The sequence below is a fragment of the Prevotella sp. ICM33 genome, from assembly GCF_000517825.1.
Lineage (GTDB): Bacteria > Bacteroidota > Bacteroidia > Bacteroidales > Bacteroidaceae > Prevotella > Prevotella melaninogenica.
Genome location: NZ_JACD01000007.1, coordinates 155,461 through 175,186 on the forward strand (window position 1 = coordinate 155,461; position 19,726 = coordinate 175,186).

Below are 19,726 nucleotides of genomic sequence, written 5' to 3' on the forward strand. Positions count from 1 at the left end.
TTTCCTTTTGTTCTTATAAACAGAAAAGACTATAAACGAAAACAGCTCCGATAGACTATGTCCATCGGAGCTGTTTGTATAATGGGTTAAATGTTTACTTCGTAATTGAGAGTAGCTGTCCCTCTGATACTCGTGTCAATCTGCCTATGCGGTTCTGACGGCACAACTGATCGATACTAATGCCATGCTGTTTGGCTATCGTTTCTAAGGTTTCACCATTAGCCACCTTGTGATAGAAAATCTTTCCGTTATCAGCACTTGCCTCATTACGTGGTGTACGACTTGAGAAATCAGTGTTGTAACTTCTCTCCTGACGTGAATTATAACTTTGGTTGCCTCTTCCTTGAATATTCTCACGAGAGTAACCAAGGCTTGAAGAAGTACCACGAACGGCTGTTGCACGCTCAGACTCTTGCGCTACAGTGTTGCGATGGAATACATAGTAGTCGCCAGTAACATCTTGGTTAGCGAAGTCGAAGAAGAGTGCTGGATTCAAAGCTACACCTGCCAAACGAGTTTCGAAGTGAAGGTGAGAACCTGTAGAACGACCAGTATTACCACCTAATCCGATAGGCTGACCAGCACGAACAGTCTGGTTTGGACTTACTATTTGCTTTGAAAGGTGGCCATAAATGGTCTCAAGACCGTTATTATGACGGATAACAATATACTTACCATATCCGTTTCCATCGTATTTTACTACACGAACCTTACCAGAGAAGGCTGCACGAATAGTATCGCCAATATACACTTTGATATCCAATCCTTGGTGACGACGACCCCAACGGCGTCCGAAGTTACTTGTAATCACACGGCTTGGTGTTGGCATATGGAAGCCACGAAGATCAATTTTGTATACATCTGGGAGGTTACCTCCACGGTGTGCATAATTGTTATTCCAATCATTATAGAGCTCAGATGATGGCTCTTCAATATCTTCAGCTTCGCGAAGACGATTAATAACCATTGTGTCTAATGCTTTAGCACGGCGGTCGATTGGTGCTTGACGGGCAAGCAAGTCTTGGGCATTTGCTGAATGGGCTGTCAAAGTTAAGAGAGATGTTAGAGCAAAAGTCCTAACTATTTTCTTAAAAGTCATAATCAAGTTATTTTATTTCTACACTCGGATGCCTTGCGGCACGGGACAGATTTTCATATCCCTTTCTATCGGTTAAGTCGTTGATAAACTTCATAAAAGTACGAAACTTTTTACCGAAAGACTTCGCAAAGATAACGAAAAAATATAGAATAAATTGCACCTTAGCTATTTTTTTAGCCTGTTTAACAAAGGAATAATACGTATTTTCGCCTCCACATGATTTATGTCAAGTCGCTAAAACAGGGCGTTTGAGGCCAATTTTATGGTGTAGTTTTCTATGAAATAGCAGCCCAGTTTATATTAGTCTTTCTTAACGCTTTAAGTCTCTCCCAGAGCATGTTATATTCTATTTTTTGACAAGTTGGGTCGTCGTCGATAATCTTTTGTGCCTCTTCTCGTGCCATCTGAACAATCTGTCCATCACGAGCAATATCGGCAATTTTAAGGTCGAAGGCTATACCACTTTGCTGTGTACCCTCCAAATCACCAGGTCCACGCAACTTGAGGTCGGCTTCCGCTATTTCAAAACCATCATTTGTATCGCACATAATATCAATACGTTTTCTGGTTTCCTTGGTTAGTTTGTGGTTGGTAACAAGGATACAATAACTCTGTTCAGCACCACGACCAACACGACCACGCAACTGATGTAGTTGAGAAAGTCCAAAACGCTGGGCATCGAGAATAACCATTACGCTGGCATTAGGTACGTTTACACCTACCTCTATCACTGTTGTGGCAACGAGTATCTGTGTTTGTCCACTGACAAACTTCTGCATCTCGGCTTCTTTTTCCTTATCCTTCATCTTTCCATGAATCTTACTTAGCTGGAATTCAGGGAAGATATCTTGCATAGCCTCAAAGCCATCCTCAAGGTTTTTGAGGTCCATACGCTCGCTTTCCTTGATGAGTGGATAGACGATATACACTTGGCGCCCTAAGTTAATCTGCTGTCTTATACCACTATAAAGGCTCGCCATCTGGTCATCATACTTATGAATCGTCTGTATTGGCTTACGTCCTGGTGGCAACTCGTCGATGATAGAGACATCAAGGTCGCCATAGATGGTCATCGCAAGCGTACGTGGTATAGGCGTAGCCGTCATAACCAATACGTGTGGAGGATTCTCACTCTTACTCCATAGCTTTGCGCGTTGCTCCACACCAAAGCGGTGTTGCTCGTCGACAACAGCCATACCGAGATGCTGGAACTGCACTTTATCCTCTATAATGGCGTGCGTTCCTACAACAATATTAATAGAACCGTCGATGAGTCCGTCCAATACTTCTTGTCGTTTCTTCCCCTTCACGATACCCGTCAACAGTTCAACACGCAAGTTCATTCCCTTGAGAAACTCTTTTATCGTCTGGAGATGTTGTTCTGCAAGTATCTCCGTAGGTGCCATCATACAAGCCTGATAGCCGTTGTCGATAGCAATAAGCATAGACATCAGCGCTACAAGGGTCTTGCCAGAGCCTACATCGCCCTGTAACAAACGGTTCATCTGTCGTCCACTTGCCATGTCTGCACGTATCTCATGCATCACTCTTTTCTGTGCTCCAGTAAGTTCAAAAGGCAGGTTATGGGAGTAGAACCAATTAAACTGTGCTCCAATCCTATTAAATATATAGCCTCGGTATTTGCGACGATGGTCGCTGGCATAGCGAAGGATGTTAAGTTGCACGTAGAAGAGTTCTTCAAACTTCAGACGTACACGGGCGCGCTGGGTGTCATCAACCGACTTTGGGTAATGAATCTTGCGCATAGCAGCATCCCGTGAGATGAGATGCAAGTGGGTTGTAATGAATGGTGGAAGTGTCTCTTCTAAAGGTTCAGTAAGCTTACTAATCAACATCTTTGTCAGTTTCTCCACAGCACGTGAAGTGATACCAGCCTTCTTCATCTTCTCTGTTGTGACATAGAAGGGTTGCATACCCATGTCATTGAGTTGCAACTGAGACGCATCATCAATGTCAGGATGCGTAAACTGAAATCTACCATTGAAGAAGGTAGGCTTACCAAAGATAATATATTCCTTGTTTACTTGATAGTTCTGATAGATATACTTCGTACCATTAAACCATACGATATCACAGACACCATGTCCATCGGTGAAGTGTGCAACGATACGTTTCTTACGTTTTCCCATCTCAGCTTCCTCAAAACTGAGGATTCTTCCTTTGATTTGCACAAACGGCATATCTTGTGAAAGCTCTGAAATAAGATATAACTTTGTACGGTCAACATATTTGTAAGGGAAGTATTCGAGCAGGTCACGATAGGTATGGATTCCAAGTTCTTTGCCCAGAATCTCCTTACGATGTGGCCCCACACCTGGTAAATACATTATGTCTTGCGATAGTATATCCATTCCTTTAACTCATAATACATAACTCAAAACTCACAATTGTGTTTAATTCCTTAACCCACAATTATTCGAAAGGCGTTCTCATCTCTACGTTAGAATTATGATTATTGATTGTTATTGACCTTTACAACTCTATAAACACTTAACTGATAAGCCCTTAATTCGGCTATTCATCAACTCTCATAACCCTCTTGAAGGATACTATCATGTGTAAATAAAGCCATTATTCAGTATCCTCTCTCACGTTGAAGGCCACTTACTCTGAATTATTTTCATGAAAATAATTATTTATTATCATGAAGAAAAAGATTTATTTTCGTGAAGAAAAATATTTATTATCATGAAAATAATTCGGTAAAAGTACGCTTCTTTTAGAAAGAACGAGGATAAAACAGCAGAGTAGACATACCTTATAACCTACTTAAACACCATATTTTGACGCTCTGTATTAATAAACGTAGGGACGCACAGCACATGCGTCCGAAACGAAATGTTCATGGTTGACGCACGAGCTATGCGCCCCTACAGATTGTCAATGATAATTCTATGATATAACTACAGCTACCCTACTCTTCTAAGAGAATTTTAGTTTACTCCAAATAGGTATAACCGTAGAGTCCGCTGCGGTAGTTACTGAGGAACTCTTTACCCTCCTCAAGTGAAATCTTACCCTGCTTTACGCTCTTTGTCACCCATATTTCGAGTTGACGAACGAGCTTCTTTGGATTGTACTGAACATACTCCAATACCTCTTCAACCGTCTCACCATCAAAGATCTGATCGATATGATAGCTGCCATCCTTTACTGAAACATGTACGGCATTGGTATCACCAAAGAGGTTGTGCATGTCACCTAAAATCTCTTGATAAGCTCCAACGAGGAAGACACCGAGGTAATAAGGCTCATTCTTCTTCAATGCGTGAATAGGAAGAACGTGACTACTGCGACCCATTGCAACGAAGTTTGATATCTTACCGTCGCTATCACAGGTGATATCCTGCAATGTAGCATTACGCGATGGACGCTCATTGAGTCGTTGGATTGGCATTACTGGGAAGAGTTGATCTATCGCCCAACTGTCTGGAAGAGACTGGAAAAGTGAGAAGTTACAGAAATATTTGTCTGCAAGAAGCTTATCCATATTGCGCAACTCATCAGGCACATGCTTCATATTCTTTGCCAAATTGTTGATTTCATGGCATACACTCCAATACATTGCCTCAATCTCAGCACGTGTCTTTAGGTCTACTAAGCCATGAGAGAACAACTCTAACGCCTCCTCACGGATCTGCTCAGCATCGTGCCAGTCCTCTAACATGTTACGAGAATCAAGGTTATCCCAGATATCGTAGAGGTCTTTTACTAACTGATGGTCAGTATCCTTTGCCTCAAAATCCTCTGACATCTCTGGCAGAGAGGCGGTTTCAAGTACATCAATCACGAGGACAGAGTGATGAGCAGAAAGACTTCTACCACTCTCTGTGATGATGTTTGGATGTGGAATATCATTCTTATTGGCTGCATCAACAAAGGTATAGACGCAGTCGTTGACATATTCTTGAATGCTATAGTTGACAGAACTTTCGCTACTTGCAGAACGGGTACCATCGTAGTCGACACCTAAGCCACCGCCACAGTCAACGAAATCAACGTTATAACCCATCTTTCTGAGGTTCACATAATACTGTGCAGCCTCGTTGAGAGCAGTCTGAATACGACGAATCTTCGTAATCTGTGAACCGATATGGAAGTGGATAAGATGCAAACAATCGTGCAATCCCTTGTTATCAAGCGTTTCTAAAGCCTGCAAGAGTTCAGAAGAAGTAAGACCAAACTTAGAAGCGTCGCCACCACTATCAGCCCACTTACCAGAACCACTGGATGCAAGTTTGATGCGAATACCGAGGTTTGGCTTTACATTCAACTTCTTTGCTGCACGTGCGATAAGGTCGATTTCATTGAGTTTCTCCACCACAATGAAGATACGCTTACCCATCTTCTGTGCTAACAAAGCCAGTTCAATATAGCTCTGGTCCTTATATCCGTTACAGATAATGAGCGAATCGCTCTGACACTGTACGGCAATCACAGCGTGCAACTCAGGCTTTGAACCAGCTTCCAAACCCAAGTTGAACTTACGTCCATGGGAGATAATCTCCTCAACTACTGGCTGCATCTGGTTTACCTTAATAGGATAGATGATGAAGTTCTCTGCTTTGAAATCATATTCCTTCCTTGCTTTCTCAAAGCAAGAGGATGTTTTCTCGATACGGTTATCGAGAATATCCGGGAAACGGAGCAACACTGGAGGTGTCACATCACGCAGGGCGAGTTCGTCCATAACGTCACGTAAGTCAACTTGTGTATTGTCCTTACAAGGTGTTACATACACATCACCCGATTCGTTAATACCAAAGTAAGATGTACCCCACCCTGAGATGTTGTACAACTCTTGAGAATCTTCAATCGTCCACTTTTTCATTTCTATTCTTCTGTCCCTATATATAATCTTGAATTAATCAATTATTTGCTTTGAGCATTTGGTTTCTAACTATCTATTAATAGCTATTTTATTTCAGACTGTTGGCTTTATTCAACTTTAATAGTTGGCAAAGTTGATTAACCGAAATCTGTATCTTGTCGTAACTATCCATAAGACTCACGTCAAGAACGTGCTTAGCCTTTGTGTAAAAAGGTTCACGATGCTTCAGTTGTTCACGAATAAACAGGTTTACTTCATCAGCTGTCTTATTGAGTAAGAGGGGTCGTACGGACTTCCCCATCAGCAGATGCTTATACAGAACATCAGTCTCTGCTTTCAAATAGACCGTCTCAGCCTGTCCATTCATATACTCCATATTATCAAAGAAACATGGAGTTCCACCCCCACAAGAGATAATGACATTCTCAAATTCAGCCACTTCGTGAAGCATTGACTGCTCTATCATACGGAAGCCTTCCTCTCCCCTTTCATCGAAGATTTGCTTCACCGTCTTGCGCATTCGGCTCTCTATATACCAATCTAAGTCGTAGAACGGAATGTTCAACTCCTTTGACAAGGCTCTGCCTACGGTCGTCTTGCCCGCACCCATATAACCAATGAGAATAATGCGAAGCGGCTTATATTCTTCTGTATGCTCTGTCATACTCACGATATATTTATCATCCACCCTATAGTCTGTTATCATCAGACTACGTGGTGGATGTCTTCCTTTCCCTTATAGGTGAGTCTTTATTCAATTACTTCTTACGCTTTGGTTCCGGAGCATTCTTTACGATGTCCATACACTGCTCATAAGTAAGCTCGGCAGCCTTATCATGAAGGGTCTTTGGCATACGGTAGTTCTTACCATCATAAGCAATATAAGGACCGTAACGACCATTCATCACCTCCATCTTAGCATCTTCCTCGAAGGTCTTCAGGTGACGCTGTGCATCCTGCAGACGCTTCTTTTGAATAAGATTGATAGCTGCATCAAGACTGATTGTGAGTGGATCTTCCTCCTTTGGCAGCGATGTATACTTCTTATCATGAAGTACATAAGGACCAAATCGACCAGCTCCAATCACGACATCTGTACCCTCAAACTGACCAAGGTTACGTGGTAACTTAAACAATTCCAAAGCCTCATCAAGGGTAATGGTTTCCATACTCTTATCAGATGGGAGCTGTGAGAAGCGTGGTTTGTCCTCATCGTCAGCACTACCAATCTGTACCACAGGACCGAAACGACCAATCTTTACGAACACAGGTTTGCCTGAAACAGGGTCAAGACCAAGTTCGCGCTCACCTGCCTTATGCTCAGAACGAGCATTCATCACCTTCTCTACTTCTGGTTCAAAGCTCTGGTAGAAGGTTTTCATCTCCTTATTCCACTCTGCTTTTCCCTCTGCTATCTTATCGAACTCCTGCTCAATCTTAGCCGTGAAGTTATAATCCATGATATCAGGGAAGTTACCCATAAGGAAGTCGTTTACAACGATACCGATGTCAGTTGGGATAAGTTTACCCTTATCCGCACCTGCCATCTCCTTCTTTGTCTTGGAGGTAATCTTCAAACCGAGCAATGAGTCAACAGCGTACTTACGTTCTTCACCCTTGCGATCTCCCTTTTGCACGTATTCACGCTGCTGAATCGTTGAGATTGTTGGGGCGTAAGTTGACGGACGACCAATACCGAGTTCTTCGAGTTTACGCACAAGACTTGCTTCCGTGTAGCGGTTTGGACCCTGTGAATAACGCTCTGTTGACACGATTTCACGACGTTCCAACTCTTCACCTTCATGCATTACTGGGAGTGCATGTGAGAACTCCTCACTGTTTTCGTCATCGTCAGTTGACTCGTGATATACCTTCAAGAAACCTTCGAAAGCTACTACCTCACCATTCGCAATAAACTGTAAATCGGTGGTATGCTTGCCTTCTTCTGACTCAAGTGATATATTCACTGTGGTCTTTTCTATCTTTGCATCCGCCATCTGTGATGCAATCGTACGCTTCCAAATAAGGTCATACAGACGCTTTTCCTGGCTTGTTCCTTCGATAGAAACATTATCGATATAAGTTGGACGGATAGCCTCGTGTGCTTCTTGAGCACCCTTACTATGTGTCTGATACTTTCTTACTTTACCATAATCTTCGCCATAGAGTCGCTCAATCTCAGTCTTACAGCCCTCGATAGCCAATGCTGAAAGATTCACACTATCAGTACGCATGTAAGTTATACGACCCGCCTCGTACAATCTTTGGGCAACCATCATCGTCTGACTTACGGTAAATCCGAGCTTTCTTGCAGCTTCCTGCTGGAGGGTTGAGGTGGTAAATGGAGGAGCTGGAGTACGCTTCAAAGGCTTCTTAGCAATCGATGAAACCTTGAATTTTGAAGTCTTACACAGTTCAAGGAATGCTAATGCTTCCTCATGTGTCTTAAAACGCTTGCTCAACTCTGCCTTCACTTCATTCTTTGAACCGTCCTCACTGCTCACAGCGAAGACTGCATTCAAACGGTAGTAAGGCTCTGAATTGAAGTTTTGTATCTCGCGTTCACGCTCAACAATCAATCTAACGGCTACGCTCTGCACACGTCCTGCACTCAAAGCAGGCTTTACCTTGCGCCACAACACTGGTGAAAGACGGAAGCCAACCAAGCGGTCGAGTACACGACGAGCCTGCTGTGCGTTCACAAGATTCATATCCAAACGACGTGGTGACTCGATAGCTTTCAATATAGCTGGCTTGGTAATCTCATGGAAAACAATACGATTCGTTTTATCCTCATCCAATCCCAGCACCTCGCAAAGGTGCCAGCTGATAGCCTCTCCCTCGCGGTCCTCATCGGAAGCTAACCAAACCTTATCGGCAGCTTTTGCACTCTTCTTCAGTTCACTGACTACTTTCTTCTTCTCATCAGGGATTTCGTAGTCAGGATTTAACGTGTCGAGATCAATGCTAAGTTCCTTTTTCTTCAAGTCACGGATATGTCCATAAGATGACATCACCTTATAATCCTTACCGAGAAACTTCTCTATGGTCTTAGCCTTTGCCGGGCTCTCTACTATTACCAAGTTTTCTTGCATAATCAATCTTGTACATTTTTTCAAGGACGCAAAAGTACTTAAACTTTTTGCTTACACCTTATATAATAGGCAAAATTTCTACTTTTTTAAGTTTTTCGACTCCATTTGCAGGAAATCATATAGTGCCTGACGGATAGAACGGAGTCCAAACTGCTCTGTGTGAACCTCTGACAAAGGAAGCCACATCGCCTCTTCTACATCGTCAGCAGCCTTTAATACAGTCTCATCCTCTACCTTACAAACAAAGAAGGCATCAAGTGTTGGAATATCAAAATCACTATACCGATACTTATTCGGAAGCGAACAGAAGTAATGTTTTTCCTTGACTGTCAGGTTGGTTTCCTCTTTCACCTCACGTATCAGTGCCTCGCCAATCGTCTCCCCAATATCACAAAAACCACCAGGAAGGTCCAATGTTCCACGTCCGGGCTCAAACTTCCTACGTGTAACAAGCAGTTCTCCTTGCTCATTCAGAATAAATGCTGCGACTGCAGAACTTGGATTTAAGAAATACTCAAAGCCACAGCTCTCGCAGCGTTTGCTTTTTTCATTCTGTTCAACAAAGTGTTTACTTCCACATACGGGGCAATACCGAAATTTATCTAATACGTGCATCTTGAGATTGTATATTGTTCTTGAACATTGATGTAACCATTTAAAAAGCTAACTAAAAGGTAGTTGTTAACAGTCATACGAAATTATTAAAATTCGTTTATACTCTATACCTTTTATTATTTCTGCTTGCAAATATACTAAAAACTCTAAACATCTACTATTGAAATCGTATCTTTTTGTTAACTTTGCAACTACATGTTCAAAATCACACGATTTATTCCTCTTCTTGTTACAGTAACGTGTTGTTTTCTGTAAATCAATTATCTACCCAAATATCGTAGAAAAAGAGAGGGGATAAACGAACAAAACAAATAAACTGAGAATAGAATGAATTTTAAAAAACTTTTCCTCGTAATGGGGTTGGCCACTGCCACTATGACAATGTCGGCTCAAAGTGTCTTCGACATTAAACTTTATAATGGACGTCCACCTTACGATAATGGTGATCCAAACGACTCTGCCAAGGTTCGCGTATTCCTTCCTATGGAGAAACAAGCTACTGGTCGTGCCGTAGTTATCTGTCCGGGTGGTGCATACGAGACGCTTTCTATGGAGAAAGAGGGCTACGATTGGGGAGAATTCTTCCAGAACCAAGGTATTGCAGCTATCGTTTTGAAGTATCGTATGCCACATGGTCAGCCAGAAGTTCCAGTGTCTGACGCTGAACAGGCGATGAAACTTGTACGCTTGAATGCAACAAGCTGGAAGATTAATCGTAATGATGTTGGTATCATGGGATTCTCTGCTGGTGGCCACCTCGCTGCAACTATCGCAACAAGAAGTCAGGGTGAGGCAAAGCCTAACTTCCAAATTCTCTTCTATCCAGTTATCTCAATGATGGAAGGTTACGGACACGACAGAAGTCGTCAGAACTTCCTTGGTAAAAATCCAAGCAAGCGTGACGAAAAAAAATACAGTGCTGACATGAACGTAAGTCGCGTGACACCACGCACTTTCATTGCACTCAGCGACGACGACGATACTGTTCCACCAGCAAATGGTGTAAACTTCTACACCGAGTTGTACCGCAATGACGTTCGTGGTTCGCTCCACGTTTATCCTGGTGGCGGCCACGGTTGGGGTAGCAAGATTGGCTTCCGCTATCATGAGGAGATGATGATGGACTTGAAGGCATGGTTAAAGAGTTTCTAAACCTATTCTAACCTTATCCTTCAATGGGATAACCCCAATTTGATTCATTAGAATTTGATTGAATTATACACAATATAACAAAGGGATGCACAGGCTGTGCATCCCTTTTTCTTGTCTTGTCTTTCCTTTCTAAAGGTGATAGATACTCGCTATACTAATGCTCCGCACCATTCGTGTTAGCCCTCCGCACCAATGGTGTTAAGCCTCCGCACCATTGGTGCGGAGCATTCCTCTCCCCCTAATTCACGGCTAAAAAGAAGACTTCCACAGGATAAATACACCTTTATTGTTATAATACAGCAATAAAGACGTTTGCATTTTCTCCTCCAATAGCAACAAATCAAAAAGAGAGTCAAGTCAATCTTTTCCTAAAATCACACTAAGGAAAGAATTGACTTGACCCTCTATCATGCCATTAACACTTATAAGTTCTAAACGAACCAAGCAAAAGGCTATTTAGTATTCATCTATTTTCAGTTCTTTACGATAATCATTCAAACGCTTCATCAGCTGCTTTGTTACCTTCTCCGTACCCTTCTTGCCGTAGATATTATTCAACTCATCAGGGTCATTCTGCAGATCATAAAGCTCGTAATAGCTTACATCAGCATCATCGTTGAAGTAGTGTGTAGCATTCAAATACTTCAGACAGTTATACTCACTCGTACCCGGAATCTTCTGATACTTATTCTCCTCCACGGCACGCATACCGCCCTTACCATAGAAATAGATAAGTTTGTAGCGATCATTACGTACACCATCGTGCTTACGAACAAGGTGATAAGTAGGATAATCGTAGTAGTGATAATATAAATCCTTACGCCAGTTCTTTGGCTTATTGCCTGCAAGCAGCGGCTGCAGTGGCTTACCTGTCATCTCCTTTGGCTGTTGTACACCGGCATAAGCAAGGAAAGTCGGTGCAAAGTCGATATTCTGTACCATATCAGTATTCTCTACTCCTTCTTTGATATGACCTGGGTAGCTAATGATAAGTGGGGTGTGTAAAGACTCCTCATACATGAATCGCTTATCAAACCATCCATGCTCACCCATATAGAAACCTTGATCTGAGGTATAGATAACCACAGTATTCTTATCCAAGTCATGTGCCTTAAGATAATCTAACAGCTGACCGACACTCTCATCTACCGAAGCAATGACAGACATATAATCACGAATATAATTCTGATACTTCCACACTGCGAGGTCTTTCCCTGAGAGTTTCGCCTCGATGAAACGGCGGTTTCTTGGCATATAATACTTATCCCATGCCATTCTTTGAGCTGCTGTCATACGACCAAGTTCGCCCATCAAACCTGCATAAGAAGCCATACTCTCCACGTCTGATGTATCGAGAAGCTCTGGAATCTTGAAGTCTAAGATTAACTCCATATCTTTCTCAATTTTCATCTTCTGTGTTTTAGCTGCCGAACCGCGATTCTCATAGTTATCCCAGAAGGTTTTTGGCAATGGGAAGTCTACCCCATCATACATTCCGATATGCTTTGGCTCGGCAAACCAACTGCGATGTGGTGCCTTATGATGCACATATAGGCAGAAGGGCTTGTCCTTCTGTCGATGGTCAAGAAACTCTATCGCATGCTGTGTGGTCAGTGTTGTTGCATACCCCATCTCCTGTTTATACTTGCCGTAGTTGCCTGTTGTGCAGAAATTTGGATTATAGTACTTTCCCTGACCATCGAGGATATAATAGTAATCGAAGCCCTTCGGGCGACACATCATGTGCCATTTACCTACGATTCCAGTCTCGTAACCAGCCTTCTGCATCAGCTCTGGGACGAAAGTCTTTGTTGTATCGATACCCTCAGCCAACTGTCTTTGCCCATTCTGGTGACTGTAGAGTCCTGTCATCAAGCAAGCACGACTTGGCGTTGACAATGAGTTTTCCACGAAACAGTTGCGAAAGAGCATTCCTCGTTGTGCCAAACGGTCGATGTTTGGTGTAGGAGCTAACTTCGAGATAGGACTACCATATGCACTAATTGCCTGCATAGCGTGGTCGTCACACATGATGTAAAGGATGTTAGGACGTGCCGCATCCTGCGCAAGCATCTTACCGTGGACACACGACAGTGCCGCCAACGGCAAGATTGCCTTTGTAATGTTTTGATTCATATAGAATAGTTTTTAGTTGTTTAAGCCTTATTTTCCCCTTTCCATCGGCATTGTAATCGGGAATAACGGATTGTCAACATGCTCTTGATAGATAATCTTTACCATCTGATCAACAAGCTCTGGATGTTCCTGAGCTACGTCCTTATCTTCGTGAAGGTCTGTTGCAAGGTTGTAAAGATGTGGTACACCACGGATAACAATGAGCTTCCAATCTCCCATACGGACACCAATCTGATTGGTTTCAGCAAACTCCCAATAAAGGTGTGGGTGGCTTTTTTGTGCCTTTTCATCGCTCATCAAGGTTGGGAAAATAGAGATTCCATCGAAATAATCGATAGTTTTTTTCTTATTGACATAACGTTTTGGGAAGTTGCGTACACCTGCCACATCACAGAAAGTTGGCATCAAGTCGTAGAATGCAAACGGCAAGTCATTGGTCACTCCTTCCTTAACACGTCCCTTCCAACGGGCAATAAACGGAATACGAATTCCTCCCTCGTAACACTGGCGCTTAAGTCCTCGCAGCTTACCATCACGATTGAAGAAGGTTGGGTCGGCTCCACCCTCCTCATGAGGACCATTGTCACTGGTGAAGATGACGAGTGTGTTTTCTGCAAGTCCTTGCTCATCTAAGGTACGAAGGATCTCTCCAACATACGCATCAAGGCGAGTTATCATCGCAGCAAACTGTGCGTGGGTATGCTCTACGGCATTATATCGTGAGCCTTCCTGCCCTCCCCAAGTCTTATCTTCAAAGAACTTCTTTTTATAGAAAACCACGAGTGAGTCGTTGGGTTGTGTCAACTCTGCATGAGGAAGCGTATAAGTGAAGATACCAAAGAATGGTTTTTCCTTGTTCTGACGCTTCAACCAATTCAAAGCGTGCTGATGTATGAGGTCGGCTGAGTAGTCTTTACGTTGTGCATACTGCTCACCAAACATCGGATAGTCAATATTGTTCTGCATCACAACACGCTTTACCGCACTGTCTCCACGCTCCCTGCTGTACTCATTGAGGAAGTTAGGATAATAAAGATGTGCTTGAAACTGACAGATATAACCATAAAACTCATCCACCCCACGCTTATCTGGGGTTGATTTAGAGCCTTCATAACCACCAGCCCACTTACCGAACATACCCGTACGGTAGCCATTGTCTTTCATAATTTCAGGTAGGATAACATGTTCTGGGTCGTAAGGATGTTGTCCAACAACGCTGAAATCGCGGTTTTTTCCATAATAGATAGGCTTACTTGGTGCCCAATATTCCTTGTTTCCTCTTACTTCCGTATGTCCAGAATGTTGTCCTGTCATAAAGCAGGCACGCGATGGAGCACTCACTGGTGCACCCGCATAAGCTTGTGTAAAACGCATACCTTCCTTTGCCATACGGTCAATATTCGGTGTAAGGATGTACTGCTGACCATAGCATCCAAGGTCGCCATAGCCCATATCATCACACATGATATAAATGATGTTTGGACGTTGCTGGTGTTTCTGCACCATTGCGTTAACTTGTCCACAAGCCAATGCAGCTATGGGCAGAAGTGTCTTTGTTAAGTTTGGTTTCATATAATGATATGTTATACTTTAGGTTCTTGGTGTTTGTCTTTCCCGATTTCATCGTGTAGTAATGTCTACGGGTCTGCAAACTTACATAAAAAAAATGAAAACGCAAATCAGAATGTGCCTCTTGTTGGCTTTTCAAAAGACTTATTGCTACCTTTTATTACTTTTATTAAAATCAAGGATAACTTATGTTAAGTTATATTAAATATAAAGGAAGTAAAACTCAATATATTAAATAATAATAATACTTTTGCAGAAAATTAGAGATATTACAAAATAATTTCAAGCGACTATTCGCAGCAAACATCCAATTAAACAACAACAATCTGCAGTTTCATGTCGAAACTTGCAGAATAATTTATTGGATTTAAGTAACCTATAAATATAAAAAAACAGACAAAAGAAATGAAAAGATTAATCTTAATGTTGGCTCTGTCAATCATTACATTGCAGGCAACATGGGCAAAGCTAAATGTAACTAAAGAAGCTGACGGGACGGTGGTCTTCACGCTCGAAGCATCTGGCGACATTAACAATGAGTTCACACCAGTATCAGGAGGATATGCCGAGTACACGCCATCATATCTAATAAAAGATTATCTGAAGACTACCACGAAGCTGAAAGTTGTAACCAAAACTGGAGTAACTATGAGCAGTGAGGACTTGAAACGCATCTGTGGTATGGCAGAGAAAGAGAACAATTTTCCTAACCTAAACACGCTTGATCTTGAGTTCGCAAACTTCACCAATGACGACGATTTGGTCAATCTGAAGTTTATGGATAACTTGAAAACTATCACATTTCCACGTACAACAACAAACATACCACAACAATGCCTTACGACCGCATCATGTAAAATAGAACATGTTATTATTCCTGATAATGATTCACGTAGTGTTAAAATAGGAGCACAAGCCTTTGGGGAATCCCTCAAGACTGTCAAATTAGGTAAGGTTGATAAGAATGGTAATAGTCAGTTATTACAATACGCATTTGAGCGTTGTACAAATCTCACATCTGTTGACTTTGGCACAGGATGGAAAGAAATTGGCACTAATGCATTCTATGGATGCTCAGCCTTAAAGGATATTGTGTTACCAGAAGGGGTTGAATATATCCGTAATGGTGCATTCAATGGCGCAGCAATTGAAGCCATCCACCTTCCTAACACGCTGAAAGTAATTGAGAAAGATGCTTTCGTATGCGAGAATCTGAAGACTATTACAATTCCTGCAAGTGTCGAGAAAATTGAGACATTCGCTTTCCAAAACAACAAAGCACTTACAGATGTATATGTATTAGGAACAAACACAAAAGCTGGAAACCAAGCTTTTGGTCCCAATACTGTAAGTAATTTCAAATATGACAATCCTGGCAATATCACTCCTGTAAAACGAGAGTTCTATACAAATCAAGAGACTGGTAAGCTTTTCACAATGCTACATTATCCTGAAGCTGCATACGAGAACTATGTAAATGAGAATTCACGTTCATTAGGAGGTTCAACAAAAAATGTTGTTGCAGAGAATGGTGGCTGCTGGCCTACATTTGAAGATGGCAAGTTTTCCTCAACATCTGGTGAGTATGCAGGCTGGAGGAATTTCGCACTTACAGGCAAAATAAAAGATGACACATGGGATGACAACAAACGTGTAGACGGCAAGTGGTACACAATGTGTCTGCCATTTGACATGACAGCCCAGCAGCTCAAGAGTGCATACGGTTCAAAAGTTGAGGTTGTAGAGTTCTCCGATGTAGAAGTTGTTACAAAGCCTAATAATGACAAGATTGTCACACTGAAATTTAAGCAGCCTGTAACAGAGACAAAGGCTCACCATCCTTACATGATTCACCCTTCCCTGCACAAGGGAACGCAGACGGGTGTGAAAACAACCATCGTGGGTATCAAGAAACAAGAAGAGAAACAGGAAAGTTTGGATGCTCAAAAGGTTGTAAAGATTGCAGACGGTGTTACCTATACTTTCATTGGTAATTATGAAAATGCGAAGCCATTGCAGCAGTTTTCTTATTATTACTATTCAGGTGACAATGAGACCCAATATAAGAACGGTTTTTACAAGTGGATTAAGTCTGGCAGCGGAATATGGACTCCTTACACGGCTTGCGTCTTGATGAATAAGGACAATGGTGCGAATGCGAAGCCATCAATCAGCTATTATTTAGAAAGCATTGACGGGCAAACAACTGCTATTGACACGCTTCCTGTTATGCCAGCAGTACACGACATGCAGCAGGGAAAGGTCTATACCATTACGGGACAGCTCGTACAGCAGGGCACAATTAACCTGAAAGCATTGCCACAGGGAGTTTACATCGTTAATGGAAAGAAGTACATCGTTCGTTAAACAAAGAAAAGTCATGATGAAAACAAAATATATAAAACCAATGACGGATATTCATGCCGTTATTACTGAGAAGTTTATATGTAACAGCAGAACAACAGACTCAGCAAGTATTGGAGGTACAGGCAGTCCAAATGAAAAGAGTCAAGACGATATTGATACAGGTGGTCCAGGTGTAGCAGGAAGCAAGGAAAATCCTTTCACCGAGCAAAACACAACTAATATCTGGGAAGATTAAAACCATCTTCTTTACTGTTGATTAACTTATCAAATGGGATTGTATCTGCTTCATGCTAATACTATCCCATTTTTTATTATATATTTCCAACAGAAACAGCTACAACCAGACACTCACTACGAATTATTTTCATGAAGAAAAATAATTATTTACGTGAAAAGAAATATTTATCTTCATGAAAAAAAAGATTTATTTTCATGAAAATAATTCGAAAGGAGGGGTATTTAATGGAAAAGGAGAGCATAAATTACATATTAAGAACTCTAATATTAGAACACAAAAAAGCCCGAATTAATCGAGAAAAGTTATACTTCACTCAATCAATTCGGACCATGTACTTTATCTAAATGCCACTTATCCCTTGCCTGTTAAGATACGTACGATAAATAAATATTTCCCACACGGAAACAATATCACGTATCAGAGAAAGGAATAAATTACTTAATTCTGTCTAATAGTTCCTTAGGGAGTTTTGGCATAGCACCATTCTGCGTACAGACATACGCACTAACTTCCACTGCCAACTTATGAGCATCGGTGATTGGCATGCCTGCAAGGATGGCTGAAGTGAAAGCACCCGTAAAGGAATCACCTGCCCCCACGGTATCAGCAACCTCAACCGCTGGCGTTTCTTGGAACGACTTGAGGTTTGGCGCAAAGACATACGAACCGTTGACACCACAAGTCAGCACGAGCATATCAAGGTGATACTTTCCTAAAAGCAGCCAACACTTATTCTCTATATCAAGACCTGGATAACCGAAAAGACGACCAATCAACACAAGTTCCTCATCATTAATCTTGAGGATATTGGCATGCTGGAGCGAATTAGTGATAATCTCCTTTGTATAGAAGTTCTGACGAAGATTGATATCGAATATTTTGAGACAATCCTTTGGCGTTGCTTCGAGGAATTTCTGTATTGTCTGGCGGCTTACACTACTACGCTGTGCAAGTGAGCCAAAGCATACAGCACGACAGTTCTTGGCTGCTTCTTCAACCTCGGAAGTAAACGGTATGTTATCCCAAGCTACTCCCTCCTTGATGTCATAAGTAGGTATACCTTCACTGTCGAGTTCTACCTGCACCGTTCCCGTCTGATAATCCACCTCTGGCATCAAGTACTTTACACCTTTTTTACCGAATTCATCGAGGGTTTCCTTACCCAAGACGTCATTTCCGACAGCACTAATAGCCAACGAATCATACCCAAACTGTCCTGTATGATAAGCAAAGTTTGCAGGTGCGCCACCCAGCTTTCTACCCTCAGGAAGACAATCCCACAATGCCTCTCCGAGGCCAACGATCAACTGTTTCATATCTGTTTTATTTATTATTCATTTTTGGAATATACGAAAAAAGGTAGAGTACACCTATCGCCATTACAATAACTGCTCCCACTTGACCGAACCCATCGCTGGCAAATCCCATCAAGAGAGGGAAGATAGTACCACCGAAAAGTCCCATAATCATCAATCCACTCACTTCGTTCTGCTTATCTGGAACACTCTGTAAAGCACGTGCAAAGACCATTGAGAATACATTACTGTTACCATAACCAACAAGAGCAATCGCCACAAACAGTACAGTCTTTGACGTTCCCACAGCCATTCCACACATAGCAAGTGCCATCATCGTAACCGAAATAATAAAGAAAAACTTATTATTCATCACACGAAGGAAGAACGAACCTGTAAGACATCCAATAGTACGGAAGATAAAGTAGAGAGAAGTTGCAAAGGCTGCATCATTCAATGACATACCTAAACGCTCCATCAGAATCTTTGGCGCCGTTGTGTTTGTACCAACATCAATACCAACGTGACACATGATACCAAGGAAACTAAGCAACACAATAGGTTTACCCAATAGGCTGAAACATTCTGCAAAAGAGCTTGCTTTGCCTTCAATAGGTTCTTCTTCTATAGGCGTTGAGAAGAGTAACAGCGTAGCAATTGTACCAATTATCAGATAAATTGGGAAGAGAACGCGCCATCCGAGACCAAAGGCTGGAATGCTTGCCTGCGCTCCCCATATAGCAAGATAAGGTGCCATAAAGGATGCGATAGCCTTAACAAACTGTCCGAAAGTAAGTGTTGAAGCTAAATTTCCACCTTTCATCACCGTTGAAACCAATGGATTTAACGATGTTTGCATCAAAGCATTGCCTATTCCAAGCAATGAGAATGAAACAAGCATCAAACCGTAGGACTCACCGAATATCGGTAAAAGCAGAGAGAACAAGGTAACAATAAGACTAATAAGAACCGTTTTCTTACGTCCAATCTTATTCATCAACATACCAGTCGGTACGGAAAAGATAAGGAACCAAAAGAAAACAAGGGACGGAAAAACATTTGCTGTTGAATCCGACAGTTGCAAATCGTTCTTTACATAATTGGAGGCAATACCCACCAAATCAACGAAGCCCATCGCAAAGAAGCAAAGCATTACGGGCAGTAGTGCGAGTTTATTGGTTTTCGACATAATCTTTAAATTTTTAGTTTGTGTAGTTCTATTATTTTAATTATACTTGCAAAGTTACTTTTTTACGAAGAAAGAAACCTTGAAATTCCGTTCATTAATATCAACAAATATATCTCTAA

Annotated in this window: 13 protein-coding genes; 3 read left to right on the forward strand and 10 right to left on the reverse strand. The window is 41.8% G+C overall.

Features of this window, described 5'->3' with window-relative positions:
* Positions 1-94: 94 nt before the first annotated feature.
* From HMPREF1505_RS01970 to HMPREF1505_RS01995, 6 genes are all read right to left on the reverse strand, one after another.
* Positions 95-1,099 carry a M23 family metallopeptidase gene (locus tag HMPREF1505_RS01970; protein WP_036921699.1) on the reverse strand — a complete coding sequence of 335 codons (1,005 nt, stop codon included), beginning with the start codon at positions 1,097-1,099 and terminating at the stop codon, positions 95-97.
* A 275-nt stretch (positions 1,100-1,374) separates the two neighbouring features.
* On the reverse strand, positions 1,375-3,471 hold the full coding sequence (gene recG, locus HMPREF1505_RS01975; protein ID WP_036921702.1) for an ATP-dependent DNA helicase RecG: 2,097 nt from the start codon (positions 3,469-3,471) through the stop codon (positions 1,375-1,377).
* A gap of 587 nt (positions 3,472-4,058) precedes the next feature.
* A complete protein-coding gene (gene speA / locus HMPREF1505_RS01980; protein WP_004358770.1) occupies positions 4,059-5,951 on the reverse strand; it encodes a biosynthetic arginine decarboxylase in 1,893 nt (630 codons plus the stop codon).
* Between the two features lie 88 nt (positions 5,952-6,039).
* Complete coding sequence (locus tag HMPREF1505_RS01985) at positions 6,040-6,615, reverse strand: shikimate kinase (protein ID WP_036921970.1); 576 nt, start codon at positions 6,613-6,615, stop codon at positions 6,040-6,042.
* A 94-nt stretch (positions 6,616-6,709) separates the two neighbouring features.
* On the reverse strand, positions 6,710-9,046 hold the full coding sequence (topA, locus tag HMPREF1505_RS01990; RefSeq protein WP_036921705.1) for a type I DNA topoisomerase: 2,337 nt from the start codon (positions 9,044-9,046) through the stop codon (positions 6,710-6,712).
* Between the two features lie 78 nt (positions 9,047-9,124).
* Positions 9,125-9,661 carry an NUDIX domain-containing protein gene (locus HMPREF1505_RS01995; RefSeq protein ID WP_036921708.1) on the reverse strand — a complete coding sequence of 179 codons (537 nt, stop codon included), beginning with the start codon at positions 9,659-9,661 and terminating at the stop codon, positions 9,125-9,127.
* Between the two features lie 327 nt (positions 9,662-9,988).
* On the opposite strand from HMPREF1505_RS01995, the gene HMPREF1505_RS02000 reads away from it, so the two are divergent.
* Positions 9,989-10,813 carry an alpha/beta hydrolase gene (locus HMPREF1505_RS02000; protein ID WP_036921713.1) on the forward strand — a complete coding sequence of 275 codons (825 nt, stop codon included), beginning with the start codon at positions 9,989-9,991 and terminating at the stop codon, positions 10,811-10,813.
* Positions 10,814-11,269: 456 nt separating this feature from the next.
* On the opposite strand, the gene HMPREF1505_RS02005 is transcribed toward HMPREF1505_RS02000, so the two are convergent.
* A complete protein-coding gene (locus tag HMPREF1505_RS02005) occupies positions 11,270-12,949 on the reverse strand; it encodes a sulfatase (protein WP_197017487.1) in 1,680 nt (559 codons plus the stop codon).
* A 27-nt stretch (positions 12,950-12,976) separates the two neighbouring features.
* Positions 12,977-14,521, reverse strand: a complete 1,545-nt coding sequence (locus HMPREF1505_RS02010) for an arylsulfatase (RefSeq protein WP_036921715.1) — start codon at positions 14,519-14,521, stop codon at positions 12,977-12,979.
* 402 nt (positions 14,522-14,923) lie between these two features.
* Here HMPREF1505_RS02010 and HMPREF1505_RS02015 point away from each other — a divergent pair, with 402 nt between their 5' ends.
* Together HMPREF1505_RS02015 and HMPREF1505_RS02020 are read left to right on the forward strand one after the other, a co-directional pair.
* Complete coding sequence (locus HMPREF1505_RS02015; protein WP_036921718.1) at positions 14,924-16,885, forward strand: leucine-rich repeat domain-containing protein; 1,962 nt, start codon at positions 14,924-14,926, stop codon at positions 16,883-16,885.
* A 13-nt stretch (positions 16,886-16,898) separates the two neighbouring features.
* Positions 16,899-17,120 carry a hypothetical protein gene (locus HMPREF1505_RS02020; protein ID WP_051412290.1) on the forward strand — a complete coding sequence of 74 codons (222 nt, stop codon included), beginning with the start codon at positions 16,899-16,901 and terminating at the stop codon, positions 17,118-17,120.
* 437 nt (positions 17,121-17,557) lie between these two features.
* Here the strand turns inward: HMPREF1505_RS02020 and HMPREF1505_RS02025 are convergent, their stop codons facing one another.
* Together HMPREF1505_RS02025 and HMPREF1505_RS02030 are read right to left on the reverse strand one after the other, a co-directional pair.
* On the reverse strand, positions 17,558-18,439 hold the full coding sequence (locus tag HMPREF1505_RS02025) for a carbohydrate kinase (RefSeq protein WP_036921720.1): 882 nt from the start codon (positions 18,437-18,439) through the stop codon (positions 17,558-17,560).
* Positions 18,440-18,446: 7 nt separating this feature from the next.
* Positions 18,447-19,607, reverse strand: coding sequence for an MFS transporter (locus HMPREF1505_RS02030; protein ID WP_036921723.1), 1,161 nt, complete (start codon positions 19,605-19,607; stop codon positions 18,447-18,449).
* Positions 19,608-19,726 lie beyond the last annotated feature (119 nt).